Origin of the sequence: Chryseobacterium jejuense, assembly GCF_900100075.1 — a bacterium.
In the GTDB taxonomy this organism is placed as follows: Bacteria; Bacteroidota; Bacteroidia; order Flavobacteriales; family Weeksellaceae; genus Chryseobacterium; species Chryseobacterium jejuense.
The window spans coordinates 105397-118913 of sequence record NZ_FNEG01000005.1 but is presented as its reverse complement, the minus strand read 5'-3'; the positions used below and the strand labels follow the sequence as shown (position 1 = coordinate 118913).

10 protein-coding genes are annotated in these 13517 nt (G+C 34.7%); 4 read left to right on the top strand and 6 right to left on the bottom strand.

The features are described 5' to 3' along the window. Position 1: 1 nt before the first annotated feature. A complete protein-coding gene (locus BLS98_RS15665) occupies positions 2-613 on the top strand; it encodes an alpha-ketoglutarate-dependent dioxygenase AlkB family protein (protein ID WP_089737460.1) in 612 nt (203 codons plus the stop codon). Positions 614-918: 305 nt separating this feature from the next. Here the strand turns inward: BLS98_RS15665 and BLS98_RS15660 are convergent, their stop codons facing one another. The 4 genes from BLS98_RS15660 to BLS98_RS15645 form a co-directional block, all read right to left on the bottom strand. Continuing rightward, positions 919-2778 (bottom strand): CocE/NonD family hydrolase, encoded by a 1860-nt coding sequence (locus tag BLS98_RS15660; protein ID WP_089737459.1) that lies wholly within the window; start codon positions 2776-2778, stop codon positions 919-921. A 389-nt stretch (positions 2779-3167) separates the two neighbouring features. Then, positions 3168-5876 (bottom strand): TonB-dependent receptor, encoded by a 2709-nt coding sequence (locus tag BLS98_RS15655; protein WP_089737458.1) that lies wholly within the window; start codon positions 5874-5876, stop codon positions 3168-3170. Between the two features lie 85 nt (positions 5877-5961). Further along, the gene (locus BLS98_RS15650) at positions 5962-6381 is read right to left on the bottom strand and encodes an SH3 domain-containing protein (RefSeq protein ID WP_089737457.1); all 420 of its coding nucleotides are present in this window, start codon (positions 6379-6381) and stop codon (positions 5962-5964) included. An 11-nt stretch (positions 6382-6392) separates the two neighbouring features. Next, a complete protein-coding gene (locus BLS98_RS15645; RefSeq protein ID WP_089737456.1) occupies positions 6393-6881 on the bottom strand; it encodes a BON domain-containing protein in 489 nt (162 codons plus the stop codon). Between the two features lie 220 nt (positions 6882-7101). Here BLS98_RS15645 and BLS98_RS15640 point away from each other — a divergent pair, with 220 nt between their 5' ends. Together BLS98_RS15640 and BLS98_RS15635 are read left to right on the top strand one after the other, a co-directional pair. Next, complete coding sequence (locus BLS98_RS15640; protein WP_089737455.1) at positions 7102-8352, top strand: dicarboxylate/amino acid:cation symporter; 1251 nt, start codon at positions 7102-7104, stop codon at positions 8350-8352. Between the two features lie 3 nt (positions 8353-8355). Then, positions 8356-9078, top strand: a complete 723-nt coding sequence (locus BLS98_RS15635; RefSeq protein WP_089737454.1) for a phytanoyl-CoA dioxygenase family protein — start codon at positions 8356-8358, stop codon at positions 9076-9078. 53 nt (positions 9079-9131) lie between these two features. Here BLS98_RS15635 and BLS98_RS15630 read toward each other — a convergent pair whose 3' ends face one another. Both BLS98_RS15630 and BLS98_RS15625 read right to left on the bottom strand, forming a co-directional pair. Beyond that, positions 9132-9905 (bottom strand): hypothetical protein, encoded by a 774-nt coding sequence (locus BLS98_RS15630; RefSeq protein ID WP_089737453.1) that lies wholly within the window; start codon positions 9903-9905, stop codon positions 9132-9134. A 15-nt stretch (positions 9906-9920) separates the two neighbouring features. Beyond that, entirely contained in the window at positions 9921-10757 is an 837-nt protein-coding gene (locus BLS98_RS15625) for a chitobiase/beta-hexosaminidase C-terminal domain-containing protein (RefSeq protein WP_089737452.1), read from the bottom strand. A 268-nt stretch (positions 10758-11025) separates the two neighbouring features. Here BLS98_RS15625 and BLS98_RS15620 point away from each other — a divergent pair, with 268 nt between their 5' ends. Further along, positions 11026-13368 carry an outer membrane beta-barrel family protein gene (locus BLS98_RS15620; protein ID WP_089737451.1) on the top strand — a complete coding sequence of 781 codons (2343 nt, stop codon included), beginning with the start codon at positions 11026-11028 and terminating at the stop codon, positions 13366-13368. Positions 13369-13517: the final 149 nt, after the last annotated feature.

The window sequence follows — 13517 nt, the reverse complement described above, 5'->3', positions numbered from 1 at the left end:
TATGCTAAGCCTGTTCGAGGATATATCAGACTATCCCTTAAATATCCTTCCAAATGACGGAACTGTTTATTACTATGGGAAAGTTTTCTCAAAGGAGAAATCCGATTTTTATTATGATTATTTGTTTAATCAGATCCCATGGGAAAATGATGAAGCAATGATTTTCGGAAAACTGATTTTAACAAAGCGCAAAGTTGCCTGGTTCGGAGAGAAACCTTTTGAGTATACCTATTCAAAAAGGACTAAACATGCAAAATTCTGGACTCCTGAATTATTGGAGCTGAAGAAAAAATGCGAAGAAGTTTCAGGTGAAACTTATAATTCATGCTTGCTAAATCTATACCATGATGGCAGTGAAGGAATGGCTTACCACAGCGATGGAGAAACAGATCTGAAAAAACACGGAGCTATTGCCTCTCTGACTTTCGGAGCAGAAAGAAAGTTTTTATTCAAACATAAAACAACAAAAGAAAAGGTAGAAATATTCTTGGAAAACGGAAGTTTATTAGTTATGAAAGGAACCACTCAGGATAATTGGCTTCACAGGCTTCCCCCCACAACAAAAGTGAGAACTCCAAGGGTAAACCTTACTTTCAGAACTATTGAAGAATAAAAATTCAAGCAGATTTTACCATAATTATCTGTAGTTAAAAATATCTTACAGTTTACTCTAGCGAGCCTTGTCAAGGCTGCTTCCCTAACAAAAGTGAGCAGACCAAGAGTAAATCTTACGTTCAGAACCAATGAAGAATAAAAACTCTTGCAAATTGAGTAAATCATACAGATAATCATCTGTGAAAATCAGTGCAATCTGTGGGAAATAAAATTATTCTTTTATAACAATGATCAGCGAAATCGGCTTAATCATAGAGATACCCAAAAACAAAAAACGCTGTTCATCTGAACAGCGTTTGTAATTTATTTCAAGATTTCAGCTTCAATAGAACTGTCACCATACAATTTTATAAATACTTTGGTATAATCTTCTTTGGATGCAAAGTTTGGATTATCCATAAATTTCTGAGGATTCAGAGCAAAAAGCGGAAACCATGTACTGCTGATCTGAATCTGTATTTTATGCCCTTTTTTGAAGGTATGAACCACATCCTGAAGTCTGAAGTTGACTGCTGTTTTCTGATCAGGAACTAAGGCTTCTCCTTTCTCCTTGGTATTTCTGAATCTTGCAGGCATAATTTCGCTTCTTACCATCTGATGGTAGTTTCCGTAGATTACACCATCTTTCTTTTCTGCCGGTTTAAAATCTTCAGGATATACATCAATTAGTTTTACGGCAAAATCAGCATCTGTAGAAGATGAAGAGATATTCAGTTTAGCCATAATTTCCCCTGCGAAAGTCATATCTTCTGTCAATACATCGGTTGTAAAAGTTAGTACATCAGGTCTTCCGACTGCAAATCTTTGGTCTTCTGACATATAATTTTTAGGAGTAAATCCATTAAAATCTTTTAAATGGTCAGAACTTAAAACAGGATTGTTAGGGTCGCTATAATATTCTGAATATCCTTGTCCTGAAGTCTTTTTCAACGTTTTGTCAGAAAGATAGAAGTTTACTTTTTGAGCATTTTTAGGTGGATAAGATGCAAATTCTTTCCATTGTTTAGCTCCGGTATCATACATCAAAGCTTCCGGAAGTCCTGCATCTTCTTTGGTATTACCTTTCAGGTAGTGATTGAAAAATTTTGTTTCTACATTTTTCTGGTAATATGTGGCAATGCTGTCTCCGAAATAGGTTTCACTGTGAAAATGCTTACCTTGTTCCTGAGACCATCCACCATGAGAGAAAGGTCCCATTACAATTGTATTTTTAGCTTTTGGACTTGTTTTTTCAATCGTCTTGTAGATATTTAATGGTCCTGCAAGATCTTCAGAATCAAACCAGCCTCCAACAGTCATTACCGCGTGGTTAATATTCTTAAGATGAGGAAGGAGTCCCCTTTTTTGCCAGAATTCATCATAGTTGGTATGATTCATAATTTCTGTCATGAAGAAATTATCTTTATAGTACTTCTCATAGCCATCCTTCAGGGTTCCCATATCTCTGTAGAATTTTAAGCCATCTTCAGAAGTTTGTTTAATGAAGGAATCCATGTACCATGCTTTTTGTTCAGGTTTTGTTTTCTGAACTCCAAAAACAGGGAATGTTCTGAAATATCCCAGCATAAATCTTCCGTTGTGAAGAAAATCATCATTCCAGAAATCAGAAATAGGAGCCTGAGGAGAAGATGCCACTAATGCCGGATGCTGCGCTAATGTTCCTACAGCCGTATAAAAACCAGGATAAGAAGTCCCGAATTGTCCTACCTTTCCATTATTATCTTTAACGTTTTTCAAAAGCCAATCGATGGTGTCGTAGGTATCTGTACTTTCGTCCACATCTTTTTTAGTTTTACGTTCTACTTGAGGAGTCATATTGGTGAAAGTTCCTTCACTCATATATCTTCCTCGTACATCCTGATACACAAAAATATATTTGTCTTTCATCAGGTAAGCGTTAGGCCCCACTTTGGTTTTATATTCATTTTCACCATAAGGAGCAATGCTGTAGCAGGTTCTCTGCATCAGGAACGGATACTTGTTCTTGTTTGAAATATCTTTAGGAATATAAACCGCCGTGAAAAGCTTTACTCCATCACGCATCGGAATATAAAATTCCTTCTTGGTGAAATTATCTTTAACGAAATTGTCTTTTTGTTCCGTACTCTGAGCCTTTCCCAGAATGAAAAGGAGAATGAATACAATTGAAATATGGGTCTTCATAAGTAAAATTTGTGGCTAATTTAGAAATAAAAATACTTTTACGGTGTTTTCTCAGATGAATCTTCCTGTAAAAGTGAATTTGTTTTAATTTTTTCCTATTGATTATGGAATTTGTAAATGGATTTTTGTGGTTGATATAGAACCACCCCGTCAAAAATTCTTTGAATTTTTGACACCTCTCCAGCGGAGGGAAATGTGTAGCCTTTCGACTGGGATATTGGTGAAAATCGGAGATTTTCAGTAAACTTAAGTGTACTTTTCAAACAGTTAGTAGTAACTTAAATAACTTAACTGTTCAAAATTTTTGTGGTTAAAGAATCTTGTGATTAACCAATAAAAAAGCCGGAAAATTTTCCGGCCATTTATTAAAATATATAAAAGTATGGTGTTTATTTATTTTTCGGTTTTTTACCCGCAAACTTATTCAGTTTCAAGCTAAGGGAAAACATGATGTATCGTTTCAGAATCAGATCTTCACGGTCTTCAAAATAAGAATCCGTAATGGTTCTTTTTACACTTTGATTTTGATTCAATACATCGTAGACCTTGATTTTTGCAGTCAGCTGTTTATTGTAGAATGAATATCCCACACTGGCATTCCAGAAATAAAAATCTTTTTTAAACCCGGGAGCAATATTCGAATTGGTGTTGTAAGAAAAATCATTTCCGATGAAAAAAGCCTTTTGGAAGAGATAATTAGTGAGCTCAACTTTTAAAGACTGTGTGGTCGTATTTACGCTGTTAATGTTATAGTTGGTATAATCAGAAAAGCTGTATCCAAGACTGTAAGATGGTTTTATGGTAAATATGTCCTTGATTTCGTAATTCAGATTAAGTCCCGGATTGAAGTTATAAGCTCTGCTTTTAAAGGCTTCTCCATTAATAAAACCATTATTATAAGTATAATTCATGCTGAACCTTGGAGCAATTCTCAGTTTATGATCATTCCATTTAAAAGTCTTGGTTAGTCCCGCACTGAAACTGAAGTTTTTATTTCCACTTATATTGCTGTAGGTGATAATCTGCCTTCCGGAATTATCATATTTGGAATAATTGATCACATCATTATTTCTATAAGTAAACGCAGCTGTAACATGATAGTTTAAATTCTTGACCATGTTATAACTATTGAAAGTAAGATTGGTTTCATTGATCCAAGTATTTTTAAGATCAGGATTTCCGGTATTGGTAACTAAAGGATTAGATTCATCTTTATATGGAACCAGCTTTCCAGCATCAGGAATAGTGAAACTGGAAGAGTTGGACAAGATCAATGACTTACGATCCGTAAAAGAATATCGGAAATTGGTTGAATATTTAGGAAGAACAAAATTTTTCTGAAGGTTATACAGTTGTCCGTTAAAGACTGAATTTACATTCATATCTGAAATATCAGCATTGATATTAGCCCAGATTCCGAATTTCTTTTTATAAAGATAATAAGATATCTCAGGAGTAAACTGATTAATTCTTTGATCCATACTGTTGGAAAGACGGGTGTTATATTGAGAATATTGTCCTGTAACAGGATCAAAATCATTAAAATCTCTTATCTCTCTGGTTAATTTTGAGTTGTATTGCAGACTAATACCTATTGTTGCGGAATCTGAGATAGGTTCCGTATATCTGGCCATAAAGCCATAATTATTATCCTGAGAACGGGTTTTCTGCAACTGATTACGATTGTCGCTAGTCATCCCGGATTCCTTATAAAAAGTATTTAGTGACTGATTGATATTATCATTATTAGATTCCGTAATAGAACTATTGATCATTGCCATGATTGCTCTATTCTTTTTCCTAAAGTTTTTGAAAAAATTAATATTGGGGCTGAAAGTATTGGTTTCTCCTTTGGTTTGAGTGGTGTTTTTACTTTCATTCAAAAGTTTATCATCCTTTAATGTAGAAGATATGGATTGCCCTGAACCAAATGTTTCTGATTTTGAAAATGAAGGGGCTATATAAATATTGGTCAGTGAATCCAGTTTTATACCTACTGAACTGTTAAAATTATATTGCCTTGATTCATTTTCATTACTGCTCTCAGAATCTGTTTTTAGGGTAGAATCTGGAAGAAATGTGGTCCTTGAGGCTTTCGAACGGGTTTCATTGTTAGAATTGGTATATTGTAGGCTTAAGTTGTCAAGATTGGCATCATTTCCAAGTTTGTCATTGTAATTCAGTCCAAAACTGTTGAACCTTTGAATCCCACCTCCTTGCTGGCCTGTGCTGCCACGTCCCATCGTATCAAAAATCTGATCTCCTGAACTGCTTTTTGAATTGATATTATTGGCAGATGCCAAAACACTGATTTTGGTGTCTCCTTTAAAATAATTTAAGAATACATTTCCTTCATAACGCTTATCAGAACCATAGCCTGCCAGTATTTTTGACATAAGGCCTTTGTTTTTCTTCTCATCAATATTGAAATTGATGGTGGTACTTTGAGATTTTGGAGCTCTTTTGGTTAATTCTTCTTCCTTAGTTTTGGTTGTGGTAAATTGAATGTTTTTAATAATGTCCGCAGGAAGATTTTGCAGTGCTGTTTTTCCTTCCTTATCAAAAAAAGGTTTCCCATTAACCATGATTTGATCTACGGATTTCCCATTGACCGTAATTTTTCCATCATTGCCGATTTCTACTCCCGGGATCTGTTTCAAAAGTTCATCAATTTGACTGTCAGGCCGCACTTTAAGGGCAGAAGCATTGAATTCTATAGTGTCATTTTTCACCTTCACAGGAGAAACGGTGATTTTCACCTCATCAATATCAATGATTTTCTTTTTTTCAAGCTCTATATCACCAAGAGATAATGATTGAACAATTTTATCAAGTGCCTTGGAATAAGATAATTTTTCGGCATCAATTTTTAAGAAGGAAGGTTCTTTTACCTCATCGGTCTGCAATGAAAATTTACCTTCTTTATTGGTTGCGGTATAATTGATAATAGTTGAATCTTTCGCCTTTAGCAGATATATGGTAGCATTTTCTACAGGTTTCTTTTCCGGATCCGATACTTTTCCATCAATATGCAGCCTTTGGGCATGTACAATCAGTAAATTGCATATCAAAAACAGGAATAATAAGATTTTCTTCATTGAGCTTTCAAAGCGTAAAAATAAAAAAACATCCCAATAATAGGGATGTTCCTTAAGAATATTTCAAAAATTATTTTTAATGAAATTATGCTTTCAAATATCTTGAATAAGCATATCCTTCCTGACCATCGGCAGTTTTTACTTTCCACCAATCATCAGAAGTCTGCTCAATTAAAGTAACTGCAGAACCTTTTGCTGCTTTACCTACTACAGCAGCTTCTGTAGAAGGCTCCTGTCTGATATTCAGGTTAGATTCATCGGTAGCCACAGTAAGAGAAGCTCCTGAAGCAAGACCTGCAACCTGTACATCAATATTGATATCTGAGGCAGAATACGTAGAATCAATAACTCCTAAAGCATTCCAAACTGCATCTTTTGCAGCGGTATTGGAAGCATCTCCAGAAACATATAAAATTCCATCTTGTTCCTGAACCTGTAGATTTGAAATCCCAGCAGACTGAGCTGCTGAAACTACGCTTGAATATTTATCTTGTAATGTACTCATCTTAGTTTAAATTATTTTACGGTGTAGTTAAATTTTACTTTACCAACTTTTAAAGCATCAACAGACTGCTTGATTTTTTTAGCTTGCTCTTTAGAAACATTTCCTGTAAGCGTAAGTTCGTCATTGATTACTTCCACTTTTACCGTAGGGAAATCTTTCACAGCATCCTGTACTTTTTTCTGAACAGCAGGATCTACAGCAGATTTAGTTTCAACAGGTGCTACAGCAGGAGTTACTTCAACTTTAGACATATCCATTACGTCTTTTACGCCTTTGATTGCTTTTAATTGTGTAATCATAGCATCTTTAGAGGCTTGATCCGCGAAAGTTCCGCTTAAGTGAGCTACACCTTCTTTTACTTCAACAGAAGCATTGGGATTAGAAGTTACTACAGTAGTAGCCTGAGTCTGAAGATCGGCATCAGAAACTTTCTTTTTGCAAGAAACTGCCCCGAAAGATACAGCTACAGCTAATGCAGCCATTGCGATAGTTTTTTTCATATTGTATATTTATTAATGTTGTTATACAATCAAATGTAATAATAAAATTTGTACCAAAAGAATAAAAATTCAATAAATGTTTCTTAATTTTTTTACAATATTTTATGAACCAACGATTTAATTTTTATGTTTCAAAAACTTAATAGGGCCTTAACGTGATTAGAATAAAATATTCTGTCAATTCAAAAACCATTATATTTGCGCAAATTGAACTATATATATGAAAGGACAGAATAAACTTTTTATAGCAATTATCATCGCGCTTCTCCTGGGAGTAGGAATTGGAGGAATTGTACACGTACAGTATCCGGAAAGCGCAGAACCTTTTTCCAAGAATATAAAACTATTGGGAACGGTTTTCATCAGATTGGTACAGATGATTATTGCGCCTTTGGTCTTTACTACCCTTGTGGTGGGAATTGCCAAAATGAGTGATATCAAAATGATCGGAAGAGTAGGAACAAAAGCAATGCTTTGGTTTATCTCCGCTTCTTTGATTTCTCTTTTTATCGGATTAATCCTTGTTAACTGGCTGGAGCCGGGACATGTGACTAAATTACCGATTCAGGACGTTGCTTCAGCAGACGAACTTTTGAAAAGCAGTAAAAGCTTTTCTTTAGAAGACTTTGTAAAGCATATGATTCCTAAAAGTTTATTTGAAGCCTTTGCAACCAACGAAGTATTGCAGATTGTAGTATTTGCCATTATGTTCGGAGTTGCTTTAGCTAATTTAGGAGAAGAATATTCTAAACCGGTTGTAAAACTTTTTGATATTATCGCGCATGGTATTCTTAAAATGGTAGGATATATCATGTGGTTTGCCCCTCTGGGAGTATTGGGAGCCATTGCAGCTGTGGTAGCAACCAATGGTTTTGAAATCTTTAAAGTATATGCCATCTATCTGAGAGACTTCTTCTTTGCATTGGGTGTACTTTGGCTGGTTCTTCTGTTGGTAGGATATTTTATCTTAGGAAACAGACTATTTGATTTATTAAAAAGAATCAAAGAACCATTATTGATTGCATTCTCTACAACCAGTTCAGAAGCGGTATTCCCGAAATTGGTAGAAGAGCTTGAGAAATTCGGATGCAACAGCAGAGTAGTATCTTTCATTCTGCCTTTAGGATATTCCTTTAACCTGGATGGAAGTATGATGTATATGACATTTGCTTCTATTTTTATTGCTCAGATCTACGGAATAGAAATGACAATCGGACAACAAATCACAATGCTTTTAGTATTGATGCTTACTTCAAAAGGGATTGCCGGAGTTCCGAGAGCGTCTTTGGTTATCATTGTAGCAACTTGTTCAATGTTTGGTATTCCACCGGAAGGTATTGCTTTAATCTTACCAATTGACCACTTCTGTGATATGGGAAGAAGTATGACTAACGTATTAGGAAATACACTGGCTACTTCAGCAGTATCGAAATGGGAAGGACAGCTAACCGAACCTTTAGACAAAATTTAAATAATGAGTTTAAAAGACTTATCAACATACAAAAGCCATATTGAAAAATATGGCTTTTCAGTTATTAATGAAGTATTTTCCGATGCTGAGGTGGTTGAGATCATCGATGTTCTGAACAATATAGATACTTCAAAAGAGAACTTCAGGAAATCAGAAGATCTGTTTGCTATCAGACAGTTTTTAAAAGAAGTTCCGGAAATTAAAGACTTCATCTTTAATGATAATATTAAAAAGATCATCAGAGAAATTTTTGGTGACCGATATTTTGTGGTTAAAAGCATCTATTTTGATAAACCTGAAACCTCAAATTGGTATGTAGCCTATCATCAGGACCTGACTATTTCTGTGGATAAAAAGCTGGAATTATCTGGTTTTGGCCCATGGACAACAAAACAAAATCAATTTGCTGTACAACCTCCATTGAATATTTTAGAAAATATTTATACGATCAGAATCCATTTGGATGAAACGGATGAACATAACGGAGCTTTAAAAGTTGTTCCTGAATCCCATTCTAAGGGTATTTACAGACCGGAAACCATAGACTGGACGGTAGAAACTGAAGAAACCTGTAAGGTAGATAAAGGAGGTGTAATGCTGATGAAACCTCTTACACTACATGGTTCAAACAGAACTACTAACGGAAAGAAAAGAAGAGTGATTCACATTGAATTTTCTGATAGGGAACTACCAGAAGTTTTGCAATGGGCAGAAAGAATGAATTAAGATATTCTCAGAATAAAAAATAGCCTCTTCAAAAGTGAAGAGGCTATTTTTTATTACCAGGAGTCAGATATTACTTCTCTGTTTGGAATATTAATGTTTTGTTTATTGTAGAAAAGGAGTATTAAATATTCTTTTTTCTTCGAAGTGTCTCTAAACATTGGTGTTTCAACTCTTATGTTTCTTTTCATGATCCCTTCAATTATTTTGTCTTTGCTGCCAAAGCCTATAATAGGTGACATTTCTTTAATTTTGAAAGAATCATCTAGCTTTACTTTGTATATAGCAAACGGTTGCTTAGGATTGAAATTATTAATTCTTGAAAGTTCAGATTTAGGATTATCTCCCTGTTTTTCATCGTAGTAATAAGAAAATTGAGCACCTTTAAATTTTAATTTATTTTTCTCTAAATATGAAAAAGCTTTGCTTAATTTCTCAAGTTGGGCCTCTTCATCTTTTGTAGGCTGGACATTTAGGCTGGACATAGCAGAGCAGTGTGAAACTGTGAAACTGTTGTTAGAACCATTTAGTAGGACCAAAAATCTTTGATTAGGTATTATATCTCTTTCACATGCAGCTGAAGATGATTTTCCAATTAATCCCCTCACATTTAATGTGGTGAATTTTGTCCCTTTGTATATTTTTTCAAATTCCACATCAGCTTTATAGGTTCTTTGATCAGGATTTTCATCATATACTTTCAGGATTTTTATAACCCCAACCACATTAGCTTCTAAATAGTTTTCAGCTAAAGTACCCTTGGCACAGCTGCAAGCTGATACTTTTAAAATACCTAATAGTAAGAAGAGAAATAATGATAATTTTTTCATAGTTAGTAATCGTTTTTATTTGACAGAAATTTCATCCACAAAGATATACGTTTCACCACCGGTTTTCTGATGCCATCCGGGAAGTTTTCCAACATAATAAGCCTTTACTTTAAGATATCTTGCTTCGGTAGGAAGAACTTCAGTGGTAAAATCTTTGGTTTGAACTTTTTCATCTTTGGGATCAATATCATTCTCGATTGTATCTAACAGAAAATAATCTTTAGCGTTCATAGAAGCATAGTATTCCACTTTTTTAGGCATCAGGATCAATGATTTGTTATCCTGAAGATAAGTAGAAGTGATTTGAGTGATTTGCAGAGGCGACTGAAAGTCAATTACGGTTTCGAAATTCTGTCCCAGATATCCCTGCCAGTCTCCTTTTTTCCAGTCGATATCCCCTCTTATTCCATCAATTAATGCAAATTTTCCAGTGGCTATATATTGAGGATTGACTTTTGAAAGGGTAGTGACTTCCCAATAATTAGGTCTTCTATTGAAATTTGCAGTTACCACTGAGCTTTTTTCTCTTTTTCTTTCTGTATAAGCTTGAACTTGTGTTGTTTTGCTAATGGTAAAAGGTTTTTTGTAAACAGCGAATTTCTTTTTCTTGTTGACATCACCGGCATCCAGCGTCATATAGTAGATTTTATCACCGGGATTCTGCGGAGTGATCTCAACTTTGGTAGAGAAATCAAAAATTCTGTCTGCTTTAATGATTGGAGAAGCAATGGTCTCCTGAGAAATAGGGGTATGATCTTCGGTTCCTCTCAAAGGTTCCATATGTTGAGAATGATTTTGAGCATCCATAATCTGGAGCATTAGTAAAGACAATACAAGCAGCCCTTTTTTCATGTTTGATAGTATAAGGTGAGGATAAATCAAGTACAGTACCAAATAGAGATTTTTGGGAAGAAAATTAGGGATTAGGGGCGGAGGTACTATCAGGTTATGGAGAAGTTGTAGCGAATTGATTATAGATGAATTCACAAGTTATTAAATCTGATTAAAAAATGCTATTGGTTTACCGGATTCAATAGTATCATCCATCTTCCTTTCTTTTTCAAATGTAATAAAAACAAATACCTGCTTGTCTTATATAAAACTATGATTATCAAATTACATGAAGAAGATTTTACTTTCAGCAATTATTTTGTTACCAGCCGCCCTTTTTTCTCAAACGATCACAGGGAAAATTACTAAAACAGGGAACGCTGTTTCTTATATTGAAGTGATAGCGGTTAAGGATCAGAAAAAACAAACTGTCATTTCTGATGAAAAAGGAAATTACTTTCTGAAACTTTCTGAGAACGGAAAATATAATATTAAACTGATACAGGACGGAACGGAAGTTTCTGCTACAGATGTTACCGTACAGGGTGATGTAAAGCATGATTTTTTCATTGAGGAGAAAAAGGAAAAGCAAATTGAGGGAGTAACACTCACTGCCAGAAAAAAACTGATTGAAAGAAAAGCTGACAGGTTGGTTTTCAATGTTGCCAATTCAGTGGCTTCTCAGGGAATGGATGGTGCAGATGCACTTGCCACAACACCATTAGTAAAAGTAGATGAAAATGCCGGAGTTTCTATTGCCGGAAAAAGTGGAGTATCGGTGATGATTAATGACAGGATACTCAACCTTTCTTCAACAGAGCTTGTTACCTATCTTAAGAGTCTGAGATCCGAGAATATTGAAAAAATTGAAGTTATTACGGCTCCCCCTTCAAAATATGAAGCTCAGGGGAATAGTGGACTCATCAATATTGTTCTGAAGAAAAATCAAAACCTTGGCTGGAGCGGAAGTCTTACGACGAGCTTTCAGCAGCAGACTTATTCAGGGTTTTCCAACAGTGCGACGATTAATTATCAGAATGAAAAACTACGTTCTTCTTTGAAATTAAGACAAAGCAAATACGAAAAACATTCTTTTGAAAATTATAGAATGACAGGAATAGAGGGACTTAAAAGTCATGATAACAGAAGAGATTTTGGAGATGGCCTTGGAGCGAATTTAAGTGTGGATTATCAATTGGGAAAGAAGTCTAACATAGGATTTATTTATGATTATGGATTTGGGCATTCTAATATGGACATTGAAAATACGTCGGATTATTTTCAGAATGATACTTATACCAATACTTTATCCACTTATGCCGAGCACAGAGGAAAATCCACCCAGCAGACGATAAGCGCTTATTATGATGTTAAATTTGGAAAACAGGATAATAAATTAAGTATTACAGGGAATTATTTTTCTAATCTTCCTAAGACTACTATTGATTTTACAACGATAGAAAATTCCGGAGAAGAATTTATTGTAAGATCACCATCGGTAGTGGATTATAAGATCTATTCAGGGCAGGCAGACCTTACTTTACCTTATGAGTTTGCAAAAACAGAAGCAGGAGTGAAGTTTACTAATTTTGATAATAATTCCAGTATTTTTTATCAGAATCTTGAAAATGGAAATTATGTGACGGATGCTTCAAAGAGCAACGAATTTAAATACAATGAAAAAAATTATGCGGCTTATTTCAGCCTTGAAAAATCCTTTGATGAAAAGTGGTCTGCAAAAGCCGGACTTCGCTATGAATATTCTACAGTCAATGGAAATTCTCTGACTTCCGGGCAACAGTCGGAAAGCTCTTACGGGAAATTTTTCCCAACAGCGTATGTGATGTACAAAAGCAATGAGAGTAATACTTTCAGTTTAAATTATTCCAAAAGGATCAACAGACCGGGATTTCGTGCCATCAATCCTTATCGCTGGTACATCAATGTAAATTCTTATTTCACCGGAAATCCTTTTTTACAGCCTTCCATCAATCATAATTTTGAATTTTCTCATGTGTATAAAGGGAAATTATCAACTACATTCTATTTCCAGAGAACATTGGACGGATTCGGTCAATTGGCTAGTCTATCTGGAGAGAGCAGAACCAGTACTTTTTTCAATTATTATCATCAAAACAGCATAGGGGCTACCATAAATTATTCGGATACCTTTTTCAAACGTTGGGAAACCAATTATTCTGCAGACTTATCTTATACGGATATGGGCGTTTTCACTACCGATGCTTCTTCTAAAAAAGGCTATGGTTATGATTTTGATATTCAGAATAATATATCACTCAATGACAAAAAAACAGTTCAATTCATTGCCAATTACTGGTTCCGTCTGCCGTCCAATTCAGGAAATATACGTTGGGATTTTGTAGGAAACTTTACGGCCGGGGTAAAGATGAATCTGATGGATAAAAATCTGCAGGTTAATGTCATTGTTTCAGATATTTTTAAACAGGCAAGAAGTAAGGGTGAAATATATTATACCACAGGATCTCATTATTTTAATAATTATTATGATGCCAGAAGACTTACTGTATCGGCAACCTATACCTTTGGAAATAAAAAGATAAAAGGAGTGAACCGTAATGTAAACTTTGATGAAAAAAACAGAGCAAATTAAGGCGGGAAGCTGAAAGTTAATGAATAATAGTGTAATGGCTCTATTGATTCAATTTAAATTTAACGCAAAGGTTTTTATACTATTATTGTGATATTTTGAGGAAGCAAAGAGTGGAATCAATTTCATTGATTCTTTTGAAGCGGATGCAT

Coding starts and splice junctions, on each gene's coding strand:
- BLS98_RS15665 (WP_089737460.1), top strand. CDS start 2: ATGCTAAGCCTGTTCGAGGATATATCAGACTATCCCTTAAATATCCTT.
- BLS98_RS15660 (WP_089737459.1), bottom strand. CDS start 2,778: ATGAAGACCCATATTTCAATTGTATTCATTCTCCTTTTCATTCTGGGA.
- BLS98_RS15655 (WP_089737458.1), bottom strand. CDS start 5,876: ATGAAGAAAATCTTATTATTCCTGTTTTTGATATGCAATTTACTGATT.
- BLS98_RS15650 (WP_089737457.1), bottom strand. CDS start 6,381: ATGAGTACATTACAAGATAAATATTCAAGCGTAGTTTCAGCAGCTCAG.
- BLS98_RS15645 (WP_089737456.1), bottom strand. CDS start 6,881: ATGAAAAAAACTATCGCAATGGCTGCATTAGCTGTAGCTGTATCTTTC.
- BLS98_RS15640 (WP_089737455.1), top strand. CDS start 7,102: ATGAAAGGACAGAATAAACTTTTTATAGCAATTATCATCGCGCTTCTC.
- BLS98_RS15635 (WP_089737454.1), top strand. CDS start 8,356: ATGAGTTTAAAAGACTTATCAACATACAAAAGCCATATTGAAAAATAT.
- BLS98_RS15630 (WP_089737453.1), bottom strand. CDS start 9,905: ATGAAAAAATTATCATTATTTCTCTTCTTACTATTAGGTATTTTAAAA.
- BLS98_RS15625 (WP_089737452.1), bottom strand. CDS start 10,757: ATGAAAAAAGGGCTGCTTGTATTGTCTTTACTAATGCTCCAGATTATG.
- BLS98_RS15620 (WP_089737451.1), top strand. CDS start 11,026: ATGAAGAAGATTTTACTTTCAGCAATTATTTTGTTACCAGCCGCCCTT.